Consider the following 21,504-nt stretch of genomic DNA (forward strand, 5'->3'; position numbering starts at 1 on the left):
CGTTTTCCACTATCATTGGCTGGTCCTATTATGGTGACCGCAGCGCTAAGTTTCTGTTCGGCGGACGCGCTGTGATGCCTTACCGGGTGATCTATACCCTGCTCATTGTGGTGGGCGCCATCGTGCCGCTGCGCATGGTGTGGAACATTGCCGACATTACCAATATCCTCATGGCCCTGCCCAATCTCCTGGCGCTGGTGCTGCTCGCCGGCCTGGTGAAGAAACTGAGCAAGGAATACTTTAAAGTACATGTACATCCTGGAAAATAATCATGACCGAACCAGAGTTGCTGGATATTAAATAGGACGTAAGTGCGTGGAAAAAGAAAACGCGAATGAATGCGAATAAAACTCCTATTTCGGTTGTGCCGCTCCAGTTGCCCTGCGTGCCCGGTAGGCAATATGGATCTCGTGCCCAATAATATTCGCCTTTTTTGCGTTCATTCGCGTTTTCTTCTAAATATAGCAAAGCTCAAATAAATTGATTGCAAACCATAGATGACTTATCCATCATCATTTCGCTGCAAAGTTTTGTCTGTTTGTAAGAAGGAAGGACTTACCATTGCGTAGGCGGCAGCGCGTTGATCGGCAAATGTCTTCTGACGATGGGGTTGTTCAAAAGCAATATTGATGCAGATACTTTTTTCGGCTGGACGGTACACGATCTGTTGTCAAAATTCCCGCCAGCATCAGTTGTGGTCATGGATAACGCGACCTTTCACAAAAGGCAGGATATTCAAAATGCAATCACACAAGCCGGACATGCGCTTGAATATCTGCCAGCATATTCACCAGACCTTAACCTCATTGCGCACAAATGGGCACAAGCCAAAGCAATCAGAAAACAACAAAACCAAACCGTTGAGCAGCTCTTTAAAATTGAATCATTTTATGTGACTTATTCCATTTCTAAATCAAAACTGACATTGTCGGCTTCACCTTGCCGTATTATTTATACTGTCTACGGCTCGCCTTCGCGTCATTTTTGATTTGGAAATGGAATTAGGCTATATCATCGCAGCGTGATGAAGGTTTGACAATTGAGCAAAAGAATTTTTTGGACAATTGTGGCGGGGCTGGGAAGATTGCGAGAAAGTTTTGATGAATTGAAGAAACTAAGGGTACTGAGGTGGCTACACCATACATGACTGGAATACCATACCACTTGCCATGAAGGCCAGTAGCGTTCATCCTATAATTAGTGGCTCTGATATGTCCAGCTGATATGGCAACTAAAGCATTGACTTCTCTACAACCTATCTCCTGAAACTCAAGCTCCAGTAAGTCCGGCACTGCTAGCAAGAAGAACCTGCAGCTACTGCGTTCTCAATGCGCTCGCAAGCATCGACCGATACCTTCCCGCGCATTAGCAACAATGGGCAGACTGTATTGTTGATGACCCGGCTAACAACGCTGCCGTAAACCATGCGCTCTACACCTGTCCGCCCGTGCGTGCTCATGACGATCAAATCGACATTTTCTGCATGGGCAATACGGGCAATGACGCCAGCCGGATCCCCCTTCGCAACCTGGCGACGGGACGTAATGCCAGCCAGTTGCAGCTGAAGCTGAATCCGCTCCAGATAACAGGCTGCCTGCTGGCTTATAGGCTGCCCTTCAATATCATCCAAATCGAGAGACGCATGACTGGTTGTTAACCCCTCTTCAGTATCATGCGACTCAACCACGCGAACAAGGTGAATGGTTGCATTGGTATTCTGCGCAAACTGACGGGCAACGGGGATAGCTGTCTCAGCTAATGGAGTACCGTCAAGTGGCAGGAGAATAATATGAGGTAGTGGATCAGGTTTTGCCACAATCCTGGCAGGCACCAGAAATACCGGTGAACATGCATAACGTATCACTTCATCCGCAACACTGCCTAGCAACGCCAATTCAAAACCCGTTCTGCCATGCGTAGACATGGCGATCAAATCGACATATGCTTCTTCCGCCAGACGCAGAATGCTTTCAGCGGGTTTTCCTGGCAAGCACTGACTCTCTACTTTGAAGCCTACCTGCTTGAGTTGCTGCGCCACTGCTGCTACACGCACGCGTCCCTCATCTTCATTCGATATAGCAGTCTGCTCAGACGTGAATGACCTGATCGTATCACCGAGGATGGGAAGGAGGGATGAGGGCAATGCCGTCATCAACAGAAACTCGCTTCGCTCTGGCGTAACGAAGCGCAACAGATGAGGAATGACTTGCTCTGCCAATTCAGAACCATCCAATGGTATGAGTACCCGCCTGATCATGTACACACCCGTCAATCACAAACATTATCGAATATAGGCTTTTTCAACCCTACTTTCCAGACAGCCACAGATAGTCGTCTATGGATTACCGCCTTACTCTTAAAGCAAAAGAAAATCTTTTTACTCTTCTCAGCGCTGTGCTGTGAGCTGCTTGACTATCAATCAATACATCGGGACAGCACGATTATCAATCATATCAATCTTCCTTCCGCATAGTTCTCCCATACTCTCCATCAGTGAAGTTGAACGTCAGGCCGCTGTGCACCTCACGCTAACTGGCAGCAGGCGAGTTTATTGAGTTAAGGGCGCCTCGCGCCGCCCCATCTCCGGTAGCTTGCAACACCTCCCAGGATAGCGCATTCGACCAACTCTGTAGGCTATTATTTCCTGCCTTAAAGCCTGTTAATCGAACTTGGAGCTCACCTTGCGGAGAGATATATTTGGATACCTCAGTGTCGATAATCTTGGACACAGAAAGATCACTTTCATTACTAACAGTGGAGGTATTGATAAGTTCCCAAGCTTGATCCCGGAAATTATATACATAAAAGTTTTGTGTTACGCCAGTCTGACCATATTGACCGATATGAGTCACTTTAATTTGTGCGACAGTCGCAGGAGATTCTGCCAGCGTCGTCGTTACATGCCAATCGATTCCCTGTCCACCTGCTACTGCGGCGGATAAAATGTCATAGGTGTCATTATCCACTGACTTAAAGCTTGCCATAGTCCCAAAATCAAAGGTTCCGGTAGTAACGGTCACACTCGTGGGATGATAAACTGTTACGGGCGGAGTAACATGAATATTGATGATACCTGGATCAGTTCCTCCCTTCCCATCCGAAATGGCATAGGTCAAGGTATCAGTTCCGACAAAATCCTGTCCTGGGGTATAGGTAAAGCTGCCATCATCCTGATTTACAAGTGAGCCGCTTGCATTGGCAGCGTTCACAGCTGTAACAACTAGCGTGTCGCCATCGAGATCGCCATCATTGGCTAACAGCATGGCGTGCGTAAAATTCACTGGCACATTGATGCCAGTATTAAAATTATCTTTGCTCGCGATTGGCGTGTGATTGTTGGAAGGCGGTTGTGCACCATCATAAAAGATCACGACGAGCGCATATTGGTTTAGCGCTACATCAAAGCTGATCTGTTGATTTGCCGTCGTGTAATTAAGCGGACTCAATGCGGGTGTATTGGGCAAATCTGGCGAGGTCAGGGCTACGCCAGTTACCTGCTTGCCATCAGGAATTTTAAGGCTTACGGTAAAATTAGTTGGCTCTACTGTAAAAGAGCCATCGACACCGATAAAATTCACAAATTGCAGAATTGTCTGATTGCCAAGCTGAGATAACTCAAAATGGACGCGGCGGTCAGCGTCAGTTGTCAACGGGATTGTACTGGTTGCCTGAACGGCACCAGATAATTTCTGGAGTGCTGTTGCGTCGCTGGAGACAAAATAGTTTTTCCCCAACGAGACGGAAGAGAAAAGTACGTTACCCGCACCAAATGTGTTGTGCTTCTCGGCAGGAAGCGGGTCACGCTTGCTAAATCCCAGCAGATCGGCTAGAGCATAGTCAGCACGGGCTGTTCCATATTCATCCAGACCGGTGGGATTGGTGCCCGTGATAATCAGGTTGCCGCCGTTCTGAACATACTGCCGCAGGATAGCAGCTTCGGTATCAGAAATCGCCTGAACAGCTGGCAAGATCACTGTCTCATAGGGCATCAGCTCTGCTGAATCAACGGGATTGACGACGCTTTCAAAAGGAATATGTTGATGTACCAGCATTTTCACCATACCGCGGTACTCAGCTAAATATTGCCGCTCGTAGGCGCTGTCAATCGGAGTAGTACTCCACCAAAGCGGGTCGTTAGATGTCGTATCAGTATATAGCCCGACTCCTGCCGCTTGATCCACATAGTCACGACTGGGGGACGAGTAAAGAACTGCCACCCGCGCACCAGGTTGCGCCTCAAATAGATAGGGCGAGTTTTCTTGAATCCATCCAAACATACGGGTACGGTAATCAGCGCCTACCGACGTGGTCATTTGCGGGATTTTTGTTTCATATGGATTGTTGCGTGTAGCCAGGGCTTCTGCCATCACCAATTCTGCATCATCGCTAAGCTGACCATAAGTAAACACCCAGGATGGCTTTTTACCTGAGGCTGCCCTTCCGAACTTGTTCATAGCGATGAGAGATATCCAATCGTCTTCTAGAGAAGAGCGCATACTGTTACCATCGCTCAATGCATCGATTTCCCAGACGTGCGTGATTCCTTCCGAATTCTTCAAGTCGGCCCCATCCAGCGCGATAACAGTCGCGGCGTTGTAATCTAAAGTGACAGTTTCGACGATTAGAGGGAATTCTGGATTAACAGCCCTGCCTGCACTGGCCACATCACGCAAAAACAACGCTATCTCTTGGTGACGCCAGGCAATCCAGCGTCTCCAGGTTGAATCCGTCCAGTCTTCGGCCACTGGTGCATCAAGACCTGTGTCGGCTTTAAACTTTGCAATTGCATAGGGATCAAAACCAGCCCACTTTACCCCAATATCGTTAAACAGGGGAACGTCTAGCCATAAGCCATCGATTCCTGTAGCTGCTATCTTCCGGACGCGGTCAAGAAAATAGTCCTTATAGGGTGATTCAGGCGACATCCATGCACTTTCCATGTCTTTCTCGACCCAGTGAACCCGGCCATCACCGCCATAAAACACATTAGGTTGGCCATCTATGCTAATTTGTACCCAATCCGGGTGATCTTTAAACATGGTGTGCTCAAGATTCTTGCCATTGGGCGTTAACACCTCCAGGCCCGGGTAATACCAAACTACCCTCAGACCCCGTTTATGGGCTTCGGTCGCGAAGCTGCGCATGAGCGCCAATTCCTGCTCGAATTGGGCATCGCTCAGGTAGTTAGAGAGATTAGAATCAGCCTCGATAACGGTAACTTTCTGGGCCACCATGTTAGAGATAATTTGCTCCATCTCTTGCGCTGTCATGCCTGTAAATAGCGCGGCACCACCAATCTTGGCAGTTTTGACCCAGCTGCCAAACGCAGCAGGCTCTGCCGCCCGGGCAGCATTAGTCAGGTTGAGAGGGAGAAATATGACTAGCAAAGCTAAGATAAAAGCAACTGTCAGTCCTCTCAGATCCATGCATCCTCTTTTTTCAACATGCATTTTAACCTCCAATAGCAAGGAATAATTATTTGCTGCTAATCCTACCTACAAGGTCTCTGCTCACGCTGTTATTGATTAACCTGCCATCTCTTCTGTAGTTGTTCCATTTCTAAATCAAATAACATTGTCGGCTTCACCTTGCCGTATTATTTATACTGTCTGCGGCTCGCCTTCGCGTCATTTTTGATTTAGAAATGGAATTAGCACGTCTTGACTGCATTAAGAATGATGCCGCTCGGAAGAATAAATCGGCTCACCCTATTATCCCTTCCTGAAGAAAAATTATGGATTGCAAGCAGCCTTATAAAAAACATCTTAGATGTTATCCATTAAAAAAATATAAGCAAAATGCTTATTTCTCACTACATAAATTCCTTAAAAATTTGGACAATCGAATTGGAGAATATTTCCAAAATATGGACATGAGGTTACAAAGAACATATTTCACCAGCGGACAAAGCTCACTTTGCTATTGCGGGGAGATCTTTATTAATCATACCGCAGCCTTCCCTTCTCTACCTGCGGCTCTCTTCCCCCTATCAAATCTTTCAAGAGGCTATAAAAAGCATCTCCGGTGGGCGGGCAACCCGGCAAAAAGTAATCAATTTTGACCACTTCATGAACTGGATACACTTTATCCAGCAACAAGGGTAATTCCGGATCGTTCGGAATATGCGGATTAACCGTATCAGGACTATTCAAATAAACTTCTTCCAGGCATTCCTGCAAGCTGTAGTGGTTACGCATGGCAGGCACGCCACCATTAATCGCGCAGGCACCGACTGCCACCAGAATCCGGCAATGCTCACGAAAAGTGCGCAGAACGTGCACATTCTCCGCATTGCAAACACCGCCTTCAATCAAACCGATGTCACAGGGGCCGAGCTGCTTGATATCCGTAAAGGGAGAACGATCGAATTCGATTTGCTCCAGCAACTCCACCAGCCGCTCATCCATATCCAAAAAGGACATATGGCAACCGAAGCAGCCGGCAAGCGAAGTGGTGGCAAGTTTGAGCTTGGGTTTATTGGTCATCGGACTTGACTCTCGCAACAATCTCTTTTTCCAGACCAATTTCGCTGATTTTGTGCTGATCGAAAATGCGCCGGCCAATGGGGGCGTCATAGCCATGCTCCTTGATCAGGATTGCACCGACCGGACAAATTTTTGCTGCCAAATCACTGGGCTCGATGTCACTATCAGCCAATTTGCCGCTGGACGTATTGACAATCAGACTGGCATGAATGCCACGCCCTGCAATGGCAAAGACATTTTTACCATCCACTTCCCGACTGGCGCGTACACAAAGGCTGCACAAAATGCAGCGATCCCGATCCAGCATGATAGTTGGGTGCGAGGCATCAACCTGGCGCAGCGGGTATTGCGCCGGGAAGCGGCCATGCAGCATGCCAAGATGATAAGCCATTGCTTGCAAAGGACAATTGCCAGTCTTCTCGCAGGAGGGGCAGATATGATTACCCTCCATAAACAGCATTTGTGTCAGCGCCTTACGCGCTTCGTTGAGTTCGGTGGTATTGTTGCGAATCTGTTGTCCATCTGCAGCCGGGCTGGTGCACGCCGTCAGCGGCTTGCCATTGACCTCAACGGTGCACAGCTTGCAATTACCTTGTGGGGTGATGCCAGGAAAGTGGCAAAGATGCGGAATGTAAATACCCGCTGCCAGTGCAGCATCCATGATGGTTTGTCCGTGCTGAAACGGAATTTCCTGGCCATCAATACAAATTAGTTTTGGTTCTGGCTCTGTAGTCATGGTTAATTATTCTGCTCCTTGATCAAGATGCGCCCCTTCATCATTACGTTGCGTCATTTGACGGGCTGCTTCCAATGCAGTATCCAGATCAAAATGCGGGATAAAGTCACGCTGAGTCAATCGCTGCTCGAATGCCTGTGAAAAATGCTGCAAGCCATCCAAAATAGGATTGGCTGCTGTATGACCCAATCCGCAGTGGGAATAACGTCTGATCAGCTCACACATATGCTGCAATTCAGCCATGTCGTAGCGTGTGCCCTGCCCTACGATGATTTTATGGAGACCTTTCCTGAGCAAAGTGGTCCCCACCCGGCACGGCGTGCAAAAGCCGCAGCTCTCGTGTGCGAAAAAAGCTGTAAACCGATGAATGATAGCCAGCATGTCACGCTTCTCATTAAAGATCATGAAAGAACCGCCGGTGGAAACATCCTCAAAACCTATCCGACGATGAAGCGCAGTTTGATTAATCAACGTGCCTGAGGGACCGCCTACCTGCACTGCTTGCACATTGCTAGCACCACAATCCTGTAAAATTTGCTGGATGGTGACACCAAACGGATATTCATAAATACCGGGCGAAGTACAGTCACCGCTGATACTCAGAAGTTTGCTTCCGGTAGATGCGGTTGTCCCCACCGAGGTAAACCATGTGGCTCCCTTACAAGCAATATGCGCTGCAGCGATAAACGTCTCGACATTATTTACCACCGTAGGCTGCCCAAGGTAGCCATGCGTCACAGGAAAAGGAGGACGGCTACGCGGAATGCCAGGTTTTCCTTCGAGTGATTCAATCAAGGCCGATTCTTCCCCGCAAATATAAGCACCCGCCCCCACCACAATGTCAATATCGAAATCGAATCCTCTTTGCCCCAGAATAGTCGTTCCCAACAAGCCTGATCCTCGGCGCCGCACCAGAACAGTCTGCAAATGAGGCAGTAAATAGCGGTATTCCCCGCGCAGATAAACGAAGCCTTGATGCGCACCAATGACGTGAGCGCAAATGGTCATTCCCTCAAACATTGCATCGGCATGCTGCTGCAATAACATCCGATCTTTGAAAGTGCCTGGCTCACCTTCATCTGCATTGCATACCACATAGTGCGCCTTTCCTACTGCTTGCTTGCAAAGACGCCATTTTAAGCCTGTGCTGAATCCAGCCCCACCCCGTCCACGCAGCTTTGATTGACTGATTTCTGTCAGCGTTTCATCCCTGCCTCGTAACAACATCGCACGCAATCCATCACCAGCCGATATATCTTCCTTAAGCAGCAGACCGCGTTTATGGATTTGGTCATGAATGTGAAACCATGGAGACGGCCATTCACTTAAAGGTTTTTCCGCTTCGATCAGACCAACCATCTGCGTGATTCTTTCTGAATCCAGATGAATCAGCGGCAGGCCATTAATCAGCAACGAGGCACCATGGTCGCACATGCCGATGCAGGAAGTTTCCTGCACACTGACACGCCTATCAGCATGCGTTTGAGCTATCCTGACACCTAGCTGCTCAGTAAGCAGATGCAATAAATTGGTGTCACCGGCTTGATAACCGCAACTGGTGCAATTACTGAATAAAATGTGATAGTAACCGCAAGGTGTAGTAGAAAAAAAGGCATAAAACTCAACGACCGCCCTGATTTGGCTAATAGGCAAATTGAATCGGGCAGCCACATCACGGATCGATTCCTCTGGAATATACCGATGCTTCTGCTGTAATTCATGCAGAATGTGCAGCAAATGCAGTCGATCAGACATAGTCGTTTAAACGCTCTTGCGGGCAGTTACCTGGATTTCGATTCTCATGCGCGGATCAGATAAACCCGCCGCAATCATCATGGCTGCTGGACGAACCTTACCGAGATACTTGCGGAAAATCGGCCAGCACAATTCAAAATCCGCTGCATTAGGCAGCACATATGTGACCCGCACGATGTCTTGCAAACCAGAGCCTGCTTGCCGCAGGGCAACTTCGATATTTTTGAAGCACTGCTCGGCCTGCTCCAGCAGATCATCTGATATCGTCATGGTGGAATAATCAAAGCCCGTCGTACCAGACACAAAAACCCAGTCCCCCTCCACAACTGCCCGGGAATAGCCAATTTCTTCTTCAAAAGTGGAACCTGAGCTGATCAGTCGTCTTGCCATACTTATCTCCCTATAAAATATTTTCATAAAATTTCATTCAATAATAATCAACTAGACTCGCCGCCAAAGTCGACCAAATACACTAACATCACTGCAGCAATTGCCTACCTTCAGCTAAAAATAATTGTTTTGCAGGTTGTGGCAATCCGAACAAATTACCCTGTACCAGAGCTGCCCCGCATTGCTTGAGTACTTGTGCCTGCTGAGTATTTTCCACGCCTTCACCCAAAGTCAGTCCACCTAGCGCAGTAATCGCTCGAATCGTCTCCGTCATCTCCCGCTCGATACCATCTTTACGGCCAATACGGCTGATTACAGTGATGCATAATTTAACAATTGCAGGATGCAGTTCCTCGACGGTCGTCATATCAAAAAAACCACACCCCGTATCGTCTAATGAAAGCTTAAGTCCAGTATTCTGGAAATTTCTCAGCACATCATGCAGCTTAACAGCTGATTCAATTGGCAGATGCTCTGTCAGTTCGAAAACTATGCGTGATGACGAAGGCCTGATATGTGGACTGGACAGATATTGCTGGAATTCATCTGACATGAATAACTCTGGCCCCAGATTGACTGATATCCATAAATGCTTCGGAATATGAGTCAGCCAATTGATTGCTTTTTTGAGGCAGGTAAATTCAAGTGCTTGCGTCATGCCAAACTGTCTGGCAGCAGTAAATAAGGCGTCTGCGGTAGAGAAAACTGAATCAGCCGGCCCACGCGATAAAGCTTCATAGCCAACAATCTCTTGATCAGTCAGTGAAAAGATAGGCTGAAAAAAGCATTGCAACTGATCCTCTTCAATCAGTAGCTGCAGGAGCTCCTTGGTTTCATTAGCATACAAAGCTGGACTCGTGTCAGAGACAAGCTTAAGCGCATGATCGATAGCTTGGTTTATCAGCTTATCATCCAGGCATTCTGGGGCGGGTAGAATCAATAATCTAAAATCTTGCCGGCTGCCAGTTGCTTGCCCGAAATTGGTAATCAGCAATTCATGCATCCTTGCAGCACCTACTTCCTGCAATAGCGGGATTTGCTCTGACATGTCGAAAGACATCACGGATGCTTTGGAACTAAACACTCTATACCAGCGTCCGAAATAAGCTGAAGTGATGGCGCCATAACATTGATATTTTTGTAACAGAACTTCGGATAATCGCTGAATATCTCGCGTCATATCAGCATAAGCACATTTGACGATTGCTTTACCAAAAATCTCCCGAAAGCGTTCTGGTTGATTCAATTGAACAGCCAGAATAAAACACTGATCATTGAGCGCTGCCATAAGCATCATTTCCTTAGTTCAGAATAAGGATAATAAGAAGAATTCCAGTTTATCAAGAAAACTCGCTGCTATAATTTAATACTATAGATTATGTTACCTGAGCATGATATAAAAACATGGGCTTTACTTAGATAATCCTCATAATTGCAACAATCTCTTATTAGACAATTCCCAAAACAATGTATCGCTGGCTTCTGATTCAAATTTCTTCAATTCTGGTCGCTGCAGTCATCGGCATTGTCATTCTGGGTGAGATTCTGACCGGTCCAGCATCGACTGCTGTTGGCGTCTTGATACCTGATTTTCCAGTTGAAGCAGTACAAATTGCTGCTGATCACGACCACAAAGTACATGGCTGGTTGGCAAGAGGCAGCCGTGGTAATGGCATAGTATTGCTTGTTCATTCCATCCGTAGCAATCGCCTGGAAATGCTTGGCAGGGCAAGATTCTTAAATAACCAGGGATACGGCGTCCTACTGATTGATCTGCAGGCCCATGGGGAAACACCGGGCGAACGAATTACTTTTGGTGTGCGTGAATCGGAAGATGTCAAAGCAGCTGTGTCCTATCTACGGAACAATTTCCCATCCGAACGTGTTGCTGCTATCGGTGTAACCTTGGGGGCAGCTGCCATTATGTTGGCAGATCCCCCTCTGAAGCTTGATGCCGTGGTATTGGAGTCTCTTCATCCGACATTTGAAGAGGCCGTGGAGAATCGCCTAAAACTTCATCTCGGTGACTTTGGTATAGGAATTAAACCGCTCTTATTATCCTATTTATCTTTGCTTTTGGGCCTGTCAACCGATGAGCTCAATCCCATCGATCGGATAAGCAATCTGAATAGTCCTATTCTCCTGATTTCAGGTACGCATGATAGACATACCACGCAATCGGAGGTTGAGCGATTATTTAATGCCGCGCTTCAGCCAAAAGAACTGTGGATTGTCCCAGGTGCTGGCCACTATAACATGCATACTTACGACAGCAGAAGCTATGAGGATCGTATTTCTTCATTTCTGTCTAAATATCTATGGCAGTAAAATAGTTTTTTTCGGAGTTAACAACATCCTGCCAAATCAAAGGAGTCATCATGGCCGATTATCAGCATATTCTGTTAGCAGTCGATTTCTCTGATCAGGACACGTATGTGGCACGCAAAGCTGAACGCCTGGCGACCTTCTTTAATGCAAAATTGAGCATTATTCACGTACTGGACAATATCCCAATGCCAGATACCGCCTATGGTACGGTTATTCCACTTGCTACAGATTCATCCTACGAATTACTTGAAATAGAAAAAAATAAATTAATACAGGCAGGAAACAGATTAACCATTGATCCCGCCAATCAATGGTTAATCTGGGGGAAACCGGAAGAAGAGATTATCCGGATTGCTAACGAAGAAGGGGTTGATCTGATTGTAGTTGGCTCACATGGACGTCATGGTGTTGCACTACTTCTAGGTTCTACCGCCAGCGGGGTGCTGCACCATGCGCAGTGCGATGTATTAGCCGTCCGCTTAGAAGATAAATGGACCGGGTCGGTAATGTTTACATCTTCCTAGAAGTATCCGCTCTCTTCCAAGAGTTCATCCGATTACCATATTCTCCACCAGGCTTCTTTTCCTGACAGACTCGAATCAGAGAGGTATTCACTTTCAGGAAAATTTTTTCTGATGACACGCTCCACATCATCTCGTAAATTGGTCATCCCCATTTCATCATAAGCCTTGGCCATAATGTACAAAGCTTCTTCTGTGGCTGGTGTTTGCGGATATTCCTCAAGAACATATTGCGCACGCCTGACTGCGGCAATATAAGCTTTACGTTTCATATAGTAGCGCGCAACATATATTTCACTTTTAGCGACCACGTTAACCAAATGTGCCATGCGCTTAAGCGCATCAGGGGTATATTTACTCTTGGGAAATCGGGTAACCAATTCCTTGAAATTTTCAAACGATTCACGTGACGCCTTTGAATCACGCTCACTCATATCCTGGTTAATAATTTTTGATGAGATATAACCCATGATTCCCAGATCATCATGAAAATTAGCTAACCCTTTGATATAATATGCATAGTCAAGATTGGGGTGATGCGGATAAAGTTGAATAAATCGATCTGCTGCCGCAATAGCTGAAGCCTGCTGCTGATCTTTATAATAGGCATAGGCAGTTTCAAGTTGCGCTTGTTGCGCATACCGCCCGTAAGGATAACGCGCCTCAAGTGCTTCGAATAATTTGATGGCCGCCTCATAATTGCCATTATTTAATTCATTCTTAGCTTCGGAGTAAAATTTATTTGGTGACCATTGGCTATTATCTACTGATTTTTCCTTCAATAAACCACAAGCCGACAACCCAAAAACCAGAACTAAAATTAAACTATGCCTCATGAAATTTCCTATAGAAGCTAAAAAAACTATTCAAGATTATAACGCAAAGCCATCTTTGTCCGCATTGACTGCGCAAGCCGAATCTGTTATTGATTTAATTGCCCCTCAAAATTGTATCGGAATTCGCCTGGACCTGGTGCTAGCACAGTTACTGCCACAATGGTCACGCAGCCGTTTGCAGTCTTGGATACTCGAAAAACGTGTGCACGTAGATGGCAAGGCAGCTATACCCAAACAAAAAATTTGGGGAAACGAAAAAATTAGCATTAGACCGCATATTGTACCAGTCAACACAGCGCATGCTGCAGAAGCAATTTCGCTCAAAATTATTTATGAAGATAATCAATTGCTTGTTATCAACAAACCAGCAGGAATAGTGGTGCATCCCGGCAATGGGAATTGGCAGGGAACACTATTAAATGCGCTCCTTCATTATCGCAAGCAGCTTAATGAGATACCCAGAGCAGGTATTGTTCATCGGTTAGACAAAGATACCAGTGGTTTGCTTGTTGTCGCTAAAACGATAGAGGCACAAACTAGTCTAGTTCGACAATTGCAACAACATACCGTCAAGCGGGATTATTTCGCAATCGTACTAGGTGAAGTCAAACAAAGTGGCTATATCGATGCGCCAGTAGGACGACATCCTGTACAACGCACCAAAATGGCTGTGACTATCCATGGCAAGCCGGCTCGCACAAACTATCAAATATTAGAGCATTTCGAAGGTTGCACATTGCTTTGCTGCAGCCTGGAAACCGGCCGCACTCATCAGATTCGTGTCCATATGCACAGCATAGGCCATCCTCTCGTGGGTGATCCAGTTTATACCGGTAAACCTAAAAAGCTCCCAGTAGAAATAGCGCGGTTAATCATGCAATTTCCACGACAGGCTTTGCATGCACAGCAATTAGCATTGGCGCATCCACAGCATGGAGAAATAATGAAGTGGGATTCTGCTCTGCCTGAAGATATCAACATACTTCTCCAAGGGCTGCGGCAATATCGTGCAGTATCGAGCGTTTCATTATCTTAATCTTAATAAAGAAGCGAGCATGATAAAAGAAATGCACCCGCGGGTGCATTTCTTGAGTATTTTAACAACTTACTATCTCCTAAAAATTGCTGATCTAAAATGGCAGTATTGCATCAAGTGACAACAACACCTGATCATTATTGCCACCAAATGGTCTATAGGATGAACCATGCAGTGGGTCTGCCACATCATAACGAAAGTTTGGACGAATATTTAATTGCCGTAGGCTGTCGGTCAGATTAAACATTTTTGCCGGTTTCCAATTTAAACCCAGTGTGACAGCATAATAGTCTGAAGGGGAACTGGCGGCAAGCTGGGTTGAGCCACCCAATGCATAGCTCTGCCCCAAGTGATTGGTCGCAAGACCAACCCGGCCTGGTGAAAACACACGGAAACCATCCCGATCGCGAAACCATTCACCCCGCACACCCACAGACAAATCCGATGTTACATCATAATAGATATGCATATTGATTCCATACCACTCAGCATTCTTGGTTACATTAGTAACATGAAGGTTATTGAGTAGCACATTATCAGCAAAACCATGGTCATGTTGCAAAACAAAATGGGTTCTTGAAGTAATCATGTGTTTCAGCACAATGCTGAACATTCCCCAGAAATCACTGTGCCGGGTGGAAGTTGTGCTACCTGTACCGCTGATATTGAGAGAGGTATCACCATCATCGCTTGTCCAGGTTAATCCACCTATGCCACCCCAGTTCGCCAATTGCTTATCAAAATTACCATCCCAGCCGCCTGTAGCGCTCCCTGTAAGTGCCCCAGCTATCACAGACCAATTATCGGTAATGGCATACTCGCCCAATATCCCGGTATGCGTAAATGGTTCACCATATTGCATGGTATACGCATGGGTGTAGAAGAAGTTATTAGGTGCTGGCACTGTTTCATAACCAATCGGGGTATAAAAATGTCCAATCTTTACATTTACGCCTCTATTCTCTGTAATTGGTGCGTACACCTCTGCAAAGGCCTGTGGAAACGCGATACCATAGGTACGACTGGAGTTACAGCAAATGTCAAGATCCCAGTTACCCCGGTCACTTAAAGGTCTTCCATCATTTACATCAAATGCGGGGTTTCCATAGGCTTGTGTGAAAATAGCATCTGTACCGAACAAGAAGTCGGCTCGAAAACCTATATCCCATGAGTTCCCTTCTGTTACCACTGGCCGTTCAATGAACAAATTAAGCTGGTTGAGCTGAAATCGATTAGCCTGATCTGCAAAGGTAACCGGACCATTGAAGCCATCAGTCTGATATGGATTGAAAGTTGCACCGCCATGAATCCAGCCACCAACTTTAAGCCCGTACTGATCAAGATTAAGTCCGGATTTATCAAGAAAATTCATGGCAGTACTTGCATGAACGGTAGCAGAGCTCATGCCAAATAATAACATTCCTCCAACTGCGGCAAAGATCGCTCGACTCTTGCATTCTGAATTAACTCTCATTCTCCCTTTCCCCCTTCCCCTTGGATTTATCAGTTAAAAATACAAGAAATGTACAGCTAATAACCTTATTCCGCACGACAACAAAAGTTAATAACCTTATTTCTCACAAGGATTTGACTTTACACATAACACAAGGTCTGGTCAATGCGAAATCTCTTTGGCATAAAGCAAGGTGCTCTGATCACCAGGATTATTCTTGACCCTGGCTAAGAATATGCTTTAGCAGCCCCTGATTGGCACCTTCCACCAAATCCAGCACTATTTCAAAGCCATGGCTTCCGCCGTAATAAGGATCTGCTATTTCCTGATACCTGCCCCATTGACTGCTATAGCGCATTAGTAAATCGAGTTTGTGACTATGTTGTTGCGGGCAACGATCGCGAAGTATCGCAAGATTGCTTTTATCCATTGCCAGAATATAGTGGAACTCTTCAAAATCACTCGGTTCTACGGTGCGAGCTCGCAGTTCCTGCATGTTGTATCCCCTTGTCAGCGCTGCTTTTTGAGCACGTCTATCAGGGGGCTCATTTGTGTGATAAGCATGTGTACCTGCTGAATCGACATAGATCTGCTTCTCCAGGCCGGCAGTTCTGACTTGATGTCTAAATACCGCATCTGCAGTAGGTGATCTACAAATATTACCCATGCAAACAAAGAGCACTTTAACCTTATTATCCTGTTTCATTTTTATTTCATTACTTCCAGTTCATTTTAATAAATAATCCTAAAAGCCCATGAGAGCTTTGCCGTAATTGGGAGGTAAATTTTATCCTTCAATAAGACCATGGTAATCCCCCTCGCCGCACTTTGTTGGCAAGATAGTCAGGAAGATGCCACCTCTAGGATGTCCTAAATTTAAGCCATAAAATATTGACCCCTCTTACTTTCTGTTTGCGCAAGATCCTGCTGGTTGAGCAACCGGATAAAACAAGGCAGATGGCGCTACATTAAAGATAAGTCAAAAGTAACTACTCGCCCCCTCCAAAAAATAATTAAAAAACACTTGACAGTTTTTTGGGCGAGAAAAATTCAATTTTGTACCGCACTGATAAATTCTCCCGGTAATCGCCCTGGATCCAGCGATGAGCCATTTTCAATGTGATTTTGCTGTTTTTTCTGGGCAAGTCTATTTTATCCCCGCTGACTGGCTTACCGAACGCCCCCCAAAAAACCGTGTAATTCCATTTCCAAATCAAAAATGACGCGAAGGCGAGCCGCAGACAGTATAAATAATACGGCAAGGTGAAGCCGACAATGTCAGTTTTGATTTAGAAATGGAATTATGATGGAGTTATCGATAATAACTCATTAACATTAACGTAGCGAGCCTGGATAAAATTTCAGTTAGAGATGAAGTCAGTCGATTGAAAGCAGACTTCGACCGTCTTGGCTCCGAAGGAAAACTCTCTTCTGAGAGCCAGGCAATCAGGAACAGCCTGTTTATGATTGTCGAGCTGATCCTGGCTATCTTTCTTGAACGCAGCATTAAAAAAGACAGCAGCAATTCCAGCAAACCCTCTTCGCAAACACCAAAAGATGAATCTGCGCTAAATCATGCTGGAAGTAACGGCAAAAGCAAAAGTGAGAACAAGGATCAGGCCAGCAATACACGCGTTAATTAAACCGTTACGATTTCTCAAGTTCTCACTTGCAATAGCTGCGCACAAGATCTCAGTGAGGCTCCTTGTATCGATCATGAAAGGCAAACTAAGATCGATATTGTATTTGAGAAAGTCATTGACCATGTGGATACTGAAATCAAATGCTGTCCAACCTGTAGCGCCACAAGGCGCTTTCCCACCGGACATGCACGGTCCGTTACAACATGGCGATGGCCGATAAAGCCCATGAAGCATGGGGTGAATAGTTACATTTAAAAAACAACCCGGGGAGCGATCAGGTAATCCACCGGGTTAGAAGGGGGCATGAGAGATAGTGCTTCGAAGCTAATTTATCGAACCAGAATTGCGAAAACTTTAGTATCTTTCTGAGGCATTCGAAATAACCATTACCCCTCCTCGATATAAAGCAGTTACCTACAGCTTTATCCACAGAAATTGTGGATAATAAAATCTGGATTCACTCCATCTTTCATTGTATTTCCAGCATGACTGGCCAAGGAACTGTGTGACGTTATGTTGTTCCGGTTACTTTGACCAACTCACGTTGCCAACCAAATTACATGATTGTTTCTTTTTAATATTTCCTAATGCAGAGAAACAAAATTTGTATGCATATGCATTATTGCAGGTCTATTTGTTATCTCTTAGCATCACTGGCAATGAGTCTGGCTTCTGCTCTGCTTCAAGCAGTCGATCAGAAAATTGGATGCCAATATTAAGTCATTCTGGCCCCAATCATTTGAGAGGTCTAATCTTTTCCCAGGAACCTGGATAGCTAACTAGAATTGATTTTCACGCGTTGGAGACGCATGGGTGATACAACGAAAAATCATGGAATATAGGCTGCTATTCCCATTGGCACAAGAGATTAGTCTCGAGCCTAACAGGTTCCTAGCATTAAACCTCATAAATCTTGACCATGGAATAGGAGGAAATGATGAGAATTGCAACATTCAACTGCGAAAACCTCTTTGCTCGCTACAAATTCGGAAATAGCTTTGATCCCGGAGAAAGCGATGGCTTTACCATTAACGATCTGGCATTTGAAATCTACGACGAAACTGCAAAACAAATTACCGCTCACGCGATTCGAGAAGTCAATGCCGACGTAATCGCATTACAGGAAGTGGAAAGCCTTCCAGTTTTAGATCATTTTAACTCAAGATACCTGGGTGGAATGCAGTATAGACATCGTATCGTAATCGATAGTCATGATCCAAGAAAGATTGATGTGGCATTATTAAGTAAGTATCCATTAACATCGATTAGATCATATCGTCATGAAAGGAACGCAGCTAACACAGCACCTCTTTTCTCGCGTGACTGTCTGGAAGTTCATATTGATATTGATGACAAGGAATTGATTATTTTTGTGAATCATTTCAAGTCTATGGTGGGTGGGCGCGATGCAACCAGGGTAAGGCGTACTGAACAAGCTCAACGGGTAGCAGAAATTATATCCGAACGGTGGCACAAAACAGGCTATGAAGGCAACTACATTGTTCTGGGTGATCTTAATGATTATCCAAGCCATGACACATCACTGCATGCTCTGCTTGCACACGATGGTCTGGTAAATGTATTAGACCGGCTTCCCAAGGATGAACAATGGACTCATTTCTATGCAGGTGGTAATGAATATCGCCAGCTAGATTACCTTCTCCTGTCTTCATCGCTGGCCAGCCATAATCCATCCTCCCCAGAAGTTATGAAAATGGGACTGCCCTATCGGGCGGAACGCTATACCGGCCAAAGATTCTCCAATGTTGGGGAAAGCAATCCAAAAGCATCGGATCATGCACCCTTATTCATGAATATCAAGCTTGATTAACCAGGCGTTCGTATTTGCCACCTGGATTGTAGTGCAACATCCACTTAAAGCGATCAAGGAAAAAATAATAATGACCAAGAAAGAATTAAAGAATATTGAACCTTGAAGCCATAATTGGCCACTTGGTTGGAAAGTTAGCGCCATGATCTATAGAGAACTTTCTGAGCCTTCTCATTTATCTGTATGGTGAAGCTGCTACGGGGGTGCTTAGTACATGCACACCGTAGCAACAGAACAAAGCGCGCGATTATTGGCGGCAAAATTAGCCAGGCAAAGCAACCATGAAAGATGATTCGTTTCCACATTCATCGCATGTAAAAAGCGCATTTCTAACACCTAAATCCTCGAATATGCGACCATGGCGGCTGCGTATTGATCTCAGTTTAGTTGATCCGCAATGTTCGCAAGCATGCTCATGAGGATTGGAATGATGATAACTCTCTATTTTCTCGCGCAAATTGCGGCTCTCAAACTTAACAGTATGAAAAGTCTCTATTTTCTCACGTAATTTACAATTCTCAAATTTAATATTTTCGTTCTCCTTCTTAAGATTTGATATTTCTTCCATAAGCGCCGTTGTCTGATTTTTGCATATGGAAAGCTGCGCATAGAGAGCAGCAAACTCTTCCTTGAGAAGAAGGACGGGTTCTTTCAATATGGCAGCAGATTTGTTTCCCTTAATTAGTTTATCGATTCCATCAAAAATGTTCATGAGAATACTCCTAATGACAAAGAAGGGTAAAAAAACCAAAGAAAGAATAGCAAAAAACACCGTCAGTTGGCGAACAATCTCATATCACACACGAAGCAGCTTTCTGATGATTATCAAGCTAGATCAGGATGGTGTTTAGTCCTTGCGGTATCCCTCGCGCCTCCTGCAATAAGGCGCAGTAATGCAACAGTCGACTCTGCCCTGGTATTTCTTCCATTTCTTGCGCACTTGGAACTGCGCTACATGCAGAGCGGCATACCGCTGGTTAGGCTAAGACTAGTCACGATCGACACCTAGCAGGGCAAAATACCAATGAAAAGCAGGAGCATCCTGAACGGCATTGTTTAGTTATATATCACAAACTGGCTGGAATCGCTGCTGAATACCTCAAGAAAGTTTCGTACCTGATTTTTATTCTTGTCTTTCTCGGTTAGATGATAGGATAAAAATGCGATCCGGAGACTCTGAGTTAGTTTAAGACCATTAAATGACAAGAAATAATGAATAAGTCAATTACCCACTCCGTAAACAAAACCAATATTCTATTCCGTGGATTTGCTATCGCTTATGCGCTATTTGCTTATGGTATAGGTTCTGCTGCATTATTCTGGTTTTTCCTTGCGTCCACCGGCATGGCGCCTTATTCACTCTCTGACATTAAAACCAATAATCTCTTTGCAGCCCTGGCTATCAATACTTTCTTGATACTTTTATTTGTTCTGCAACACACGATTATGGCCAGAAAAAGCTTCAAACAAAAATGGACCCGGATTATTCCCGCTCATCTGGAACGGTCAACGTTTGTCCTGGCTGCAGGAATAGCGATGGCATTAATGCTTTGGTATTGGCAAATGCTTCCCGGTATTGTATGGTCAATTGAACATGAGTACATCAGACTTGCGGTACTCTGCTTGGCTTTCTTTGGCGTAGCCTATGTATTGTTCACGACACTGATTGCCAATCACTTCGAACTGCTGGGTTTACGTCAGGCCTGGTTATATGCAACAGGCAGACCTTACACACCGGTGGATTTTAAAAGACACTGGGTCTATAGCTACAGTCGTCACCCAATGATGTTAGGACTATTGATCATCTTCTGGTCAACCCCCGATATGACCGTTACCCGATTGGTATTAGTCATATCACTGACTATTTATATGTTCATTGGTATTCTATTTGAAGAACATAGCCTGATTCAGGAATTTGGTGACACATATCAAGACTATAAAAGAGAAATCGGTATATTTTTCACCTTCCGTTGAGAGGTAAACAGCCTCTCTCCTCCTTGCTTATTTCGACTTCAATGGCTTATCAACCAGGCCATTGGAAGGCATCAACAACAAGATCAAAGCGGCACACAAAATAGCTTATGGCTTTAAAAATATCGAATTCTTTAAGTTAAAAACTTATGGCACTCCATGAAAACAATTATGTTCTGGTCAGTCGAACTCATAAATACGCATTTGCCGGAAGAGCCAAAATTTACAAATTTAAGCAAGCAATATAGAGAACTCCAATTATATTCAATAAGTTTTTCTAATGGCTTCTATTAGAAAATTCTCCTAATAGAAAATCTGGGATAAAATCAATAGACTCTCTAAGAACCCGTTCAAAGTCTTTTGGTTTGACGGAAAAAGTGTGATACTTGCAAGATGAGAACACGTTATCCAAGTGATATCAGTCGCGAACAGTTCGAGCAGATCCGCCCACTGCTGGAAAGTGCGCGCAAGAAGACCAGTCCACGTCGAATCGATTTGTACGAAGTATTTTGTGCGGTG

Annotated in this window: 21 protein-coding genes and 1 pseudogene; 11 read left to right on the forward strand and 11 right to left on the reverse strand. The window is 45.1% G+C overall.

The window, feature by feature from the left end:
• A partial coding sequence (locus tag J5I83_RS04080) for an alanine:cation symporter family protein (RefSeq protein ID WP_304053488.1) occupies positions 1 to 269 on the forward strand: 269 nt, incomplete at its 5' end.
• A gap of 311 nt (positions 270 to 580) precedes the next feature.
• Complete coding sequence (locus tag J5I83_RS04085; RefSeq protein WP_304053490.1) at positions 581 to 988, forward strand: transposase; 408 nt, start codon at positions 581 to 583, stop codon at positions 986 to 988.
• 306 nt (positions 989 to 1,294) lie between these two features.
• On the opposite strand, the gene J5I83_RS04090 is transcribed toward J5I83_RS04085, so the two are convergent.
• From J5I83_RS04090 to J5I83_RS04120, 7 genes are all read right to left on the reverse strand, one after another.
• Positions 1,295 to 2,257, reverse strand: coding sequence for a universal stress protein (locus tag J5I83_RS04090; protein ID WP_304053492.1), 963 nt, complete (start codon positions 2,255 to 2,257; stop codon positions 1,295 to 1,297).
• Between the two features lie 271 nt (positions 2,258 to 2,528).
• Positions 2,529 to 5,450 carry a cadherin-like domain-containing protein gene (locus J5I83_RS04095; RefSeq protein WP_304053493.1) on the reverse strand — a complete coding sequence of 974 codons (2,922 nt, stop codon included), beginning with the start codon at positions 5,448 to 5,450 and terminating at the stop codon, positions 2,529 to 2,531.
• Positions 5,451 to 5,939: 489 nt separating this feature from the next.
• On the reverse strand, positions 5,940 to 6,485 hold the full coding sequence (locus J5I83_RS04100) for an NADP oxidoreductase (RefSeq protein WP_304053495.1): 546 nt from the start codon (positions 6,483 to 6,485) through the stop codon (positions 5,940 to 5,942).
• The gene (locus tag J5I83_RS04105) at positions 6,475 to 7,221 is read right to left on the reverse strand and encodes a 2Fe-2S iron-sulfur cluster-binding protein (protein ID WP_304053497.1); all 747 of its coding nucleotides are present in this window, start codon (positions 7,219 to 7,221) and stop codon (positions 6,475 to 6,477) included. Before J5I83_RS04105 ends, J5I83_RS04100 begins: the two co-directional genes overlap by 11 nt.
• A gap of 6 nt (positions 7,222 to 7,227) precedes the next feature.
• On the reverse strand, positions 7,228 to 8,976 hold the full coding sequence (locus tag J5I83_RS04110) for an NAD(P)H-dependent oxidoreductase subunit E (protein WP_304053498.1): 1,749 nt from the start codon (positions 8,974 to 8,976) through the stop codon (positions 7,228 to 7,230).
• A gap of 6 nt (positions 8,977 to 8,982) precedes the next feature.
• Complete coding sequence (locus J5I83_RS04115; RefSeq protein ID WP_304053500.1) at positions 8,983 to 9,366, reverse strand: RidA family protein; 384 nt, start codon at positions 9,364 to 9,366, stop codon at positions 8,983 to 8,985.
• Between the two features lie 88 nt (positions 9,367 to 9,454).
• Entirely contained in the window at positions 9,455 to 10,654 is a 1,200-nt protein-coding gene (locus tag J5I83_RS04120) for an EAL domain-containing protein (RefSeq protein WP_304053501.1), read from the reverse strand.
• A 179-nt stretch (positions 10,655 to 10,833) separates the two neighbouring features.
• Here J5I83_RS04120 and J5I83_RS04125 point away from each other — a divergent pair, with 179 nt between their 5' ends.
• Both J5I83_RS04125 and J5I83_RS04130 read left to right on the forward strand, forming a co-directional pair.
• A complete protein-coding gene (locus J5I83_RS04125) occupies positions 10,834 to 11,694 on the forward strand; it encodes an alpha/beta fold hydrolase (protein ID WP_304053503.1) in 861 nt (286 codons plus the stop codon).
• A 50-nt stretch (positions 11,695 to 11,744) separates the two neighbouring features.
• Positions 11,745 to 12,218: a universal stress protein gene (locus tag J5I83_RS04130; protein WP_304053505.1), complete on the forward strand. Its 474-nt coding sequence runs from the start codon at positions 11,745 to 11,747 to the stop codon at positions 12,216 to 12,218.
• A gap of 32 nt (positions 12,219 to 12,250) precedes the next feature.
• Here J5I83_RS04130 and J5I83_RS04135 read toward each other — a convergent pair whose 3' ends face one another.
• On the reverse strand, positions 12,251 to 13,051 hold the full coding sequence (locus J5I83_RS04135) for an outer membrane protein assembly factor BamD (RefSeq protein ID WP_304053507.1): 801 nt from the start codon (positions 13,049 to 13,051) through the stop codon (positions 12,251 to 12,253).
• Between J5I83_RS04135 and rluD the strand changes: the two genes are divergently transcribed.
• Entirely contained in the window at positions 13,050 to 14,087 is a 1,038-nt protein-coding gene (gene rluD, locus J5I83_RS04140; protein ID WP_304053509.1) for a 23S rRNA pseudouridine(1911/1915/1917) synthase RluD, read from the forward strand. The two genes, J5I83_RS04135 and rluD, sit on opposite strands and share 2 nt — an antisense overlap.
• Positions 14,088 to 14,181: 94 nt before the next feature.
• Here the strand turns inward: rluD and J5I83_RS04145 are convergent, their stop codons facing one another.
• The gene (locus tag J5I83_RS04145) at positions 14,182 to 15,561 is read right to left on the reverse strand and encodes a porin (RefSeq protein ID WP_304053510.1); all 1,380 of its coding nucleotides are present in this window, start codon (positions 15,559 to 15,561) and stop codon (positions 14,182 to 14,184) included.
• Positions 15,562 to 15,751: 190 nt separating this feature from the next.
• Entirely contained in the window at positions 15,752 to 16,246 is a 495-nt protein-coding gene (locus tag J5I83_RS04150; protein WP_304053511.1) for a low molecular weight protein-tyrosine-phosphatase, read from the reverse strand.
• A 679-nt stretch (positions 16,247 to 16,925) separates the two neighbouring features.
• Between J5I83_RS04150 and J5I83_RS04155 the strand changes: the two genes are divergently transcribed.
• The 3 genes from J5I83_RS04155 (at position 16,926) to J5I83_RS04165 (ending at position 19,014) form a co-directional block, all read left to right on the forward strand.
• Positions 16,926 to 17,183: a hypothetical protein gene (locus J5I83_RS04155; protein WP_304053512.1), complete on the forward strand. Its 258-nt coding sequence runs from the start codon at positions 16,926 to 16,928 to the stop codon at positions 17,181 to 17,183.
• 73 nt (positions 17,184 to 17,256) lie between these two features.
• A complete protein-coding gene (locus tag J5I83_RS04160; RefSeq protein ID WP_304053514.1) occupies positions 17,257 to 17,403 on the forward strand; it encodes a hypothetical protein in 147 nt (48 codons plus the stop codon).
• 717 nt (positions 17,404 to 18,120) lie between these two features.
• On the forward strand, positions 18,121 to 19,014 hold the full coding sequence (locus J5I83_RS04165; protein WP_304053516.1) for an endonuclease/exonuclease/phosphatase family protein: 894 nt from the start codon (positions 18,121 to 18,123) through the stop codon (positions 19,012 to 19,014).
• 262 nt (positions 19,015 to 19,276) lie between these two features.
• Here the strand turns inward: J5I83_RS04165 and J5I83_RS04170 are convergent, their stop codons facing one another.
• Entirely contained in the window at positions 19,277 to 19,726 is a 450-nt protein-coding gene (locus J5I83_RS04170) for a hypothetical protein (protein ID WP_304053518.1), read from the reverse strand.
• Between the two features lie 500 nt (positions 19,727 to 20,226).
• On the opposite strand from J5I83_RS04170, the gene J5I83_RS04175 reads away from it, so the two are divergent.
• The 3 genes and pseudogenes from J5I83_RS04175 to J5I83_RS04180 all read left to right on the forward strand — a co-directional run.
• Complete coding sequence (locus J5I83_RS04175) at positions 20,227 to 20,988, forward strand: hypothetical protein (protein ID WP_304053520.1); 762 nt, start codon at positions 20,227 to 20,229, stop codon at positions 20,986 to 20,988.
• 31 nt (positions 20,989 to 21,019) lie between these two features.
• Positions 21,020 to 21,148, forward strand: a pseudogene (locus J5I83_RS14495) (transposase); the annotation flags it as partial.
• Positions 21,149 to 21,378: 230 nt separating this feature from the next.
• A partial coding sequence (locus tag J5I83_RS04180) for a transposase (RefSeq protein ID WP_369683378.1) occupies positions 21,379 to 21,504 on the forward strand: 126 nt, incomplete at its 3' end.

This window comes from Nitrosomonas communis, from assembly GCF_024102715.1.
In the GTDB taxonomy this organism is placed as follows: Bacteria; Pseudomonadota; Gammaproteobacteria; order Burkholderiales; family Nitrosomonadaceae; genus Nitrosomonas; species Nitrosomonas communis_B.

Excerpts from the sequence above, each read along its gene's own strand:
- J5I83_RS04090 (WP_304053492.1), bottom strand. The coding sequence starts at position 2,257 with ATGATCAGGCGGGTACTCATACCATTGGATGGTTCTGAATTGGCAGAG.
- J5I83_RS04095 (WP_304053493.1), bottom strand. The coding sequence starts at position 5,450 with ATGCATGTTGAAAAAAGAGGATGCATGGATCTGAGAGGACTGACAGTT.
- J5I83_RS04100 (WP_304053495.1), bottom strand. The coding sequence starts at position 6,485 with ATGACCAATAAACCCAAGCTCAAACTTGCCACCACTTCGCTTGCCGGC.
- J5I83_RS04105 (WP_304053497.1), bottom strand. The coding sequence starts at position 7,221 with ATGACTACAGAGCCAGAACCAAAACTAATTTGTATTGATGGCCAGGAA.
- J5I83_RS04110 (WP_304053498.1), bottom strand. The coding sequence starts at position 8,976 with ATGTCTGATCGACTGCATTTGCTGCACATTCTGCATGAATTACAGCAG.
- J5I83_RS04115 (WP_304053500.1), bottom strand. The coding sequence starts at position 9,366 with ATGGCAAGACGACTGATCAGCTCAGGTTCCACTTTTGAAGAAGAAATT.
- J5I83_RS04120 (WP_304053501.1), bottom strand. The coding sequence starts at position 10,654 with ATGGCAGCGCTCAATGATCAGTGTTTTATTCTGGCTGTTCAATTGAAT.
- J5I83_RS04125 (WP_304053503.1), top strand. The coding sequence starts at position 10,834 with ATGTATCGCTGGCTTCTGATTCAAATTTCTTCAATTCTGGTCGCTGCA.
- J5I83_RS04130 (WP_304053505.1), top strand. The coding sequence starts at position 11,745 with ATGGCCGATTATCAGCATATTCTGTTAGCAGTCGATTTCTCTGATCAG.
- rluD (WP_304053509.1), top strand. The coding sequence starts at position 13,050 with ATGAAATTTCCTATAGAAGCTAAAAAAACTATTCAAGATTATAACGCA.
- J5I83_RS04135 (WP_304053507.1), bottom strand. The coding sequence starts at position 13,051 with ATGAGGCATAGTTTAATTTTAGTTCTGGTTTTTGGGTTGTCGGCTTGT.
- J5I83_RS04145 (WP_304053510.1), bottom strand. The coding sequence starts at position 15,561 with ATGAGAGTTAATTCAGAATGCAAGAGTCGAGCGATCTTTGCCGCAGTT.
- J5I83_RS04150 (WP_304053511.1), bottom strand. The coding sequence starts at position 16,246 with ATGAAACAGGATAATAAGGTTAAAGTGCTCTTTGTTTGCATGGGTAAT.
- J5I83_RS04160 (WP_304053514.1), top strand. The coding sequence starts at position 17,257 with ATGAAAGGCAAACTAAGATCGATATTGTATTTGAGAAAGTCATTGACC.
- J5I83_RS04165 (WP_304053516.1), top strand. The coding sequence starts at position 18,121 with ATGAGAATTGCAACATTCAACTGCGAAAACCTCTTTGCTCGCTACAAA.
- J5I83_RS04170 (WP_304053518.1), bottom strand. The coding sequence starts at position 19,726 with ATGAACATTTTTGATGGAATCGATAAACTAATTAAGGGAAACAAATCT.
- J5I83_RS04175 (WP_304053520.1), top strand. The coding sequence starts at position 20,227 with ATGAATAAGTCAATTACCCACTCCGTAAACAAAACCAATATTCTATTC.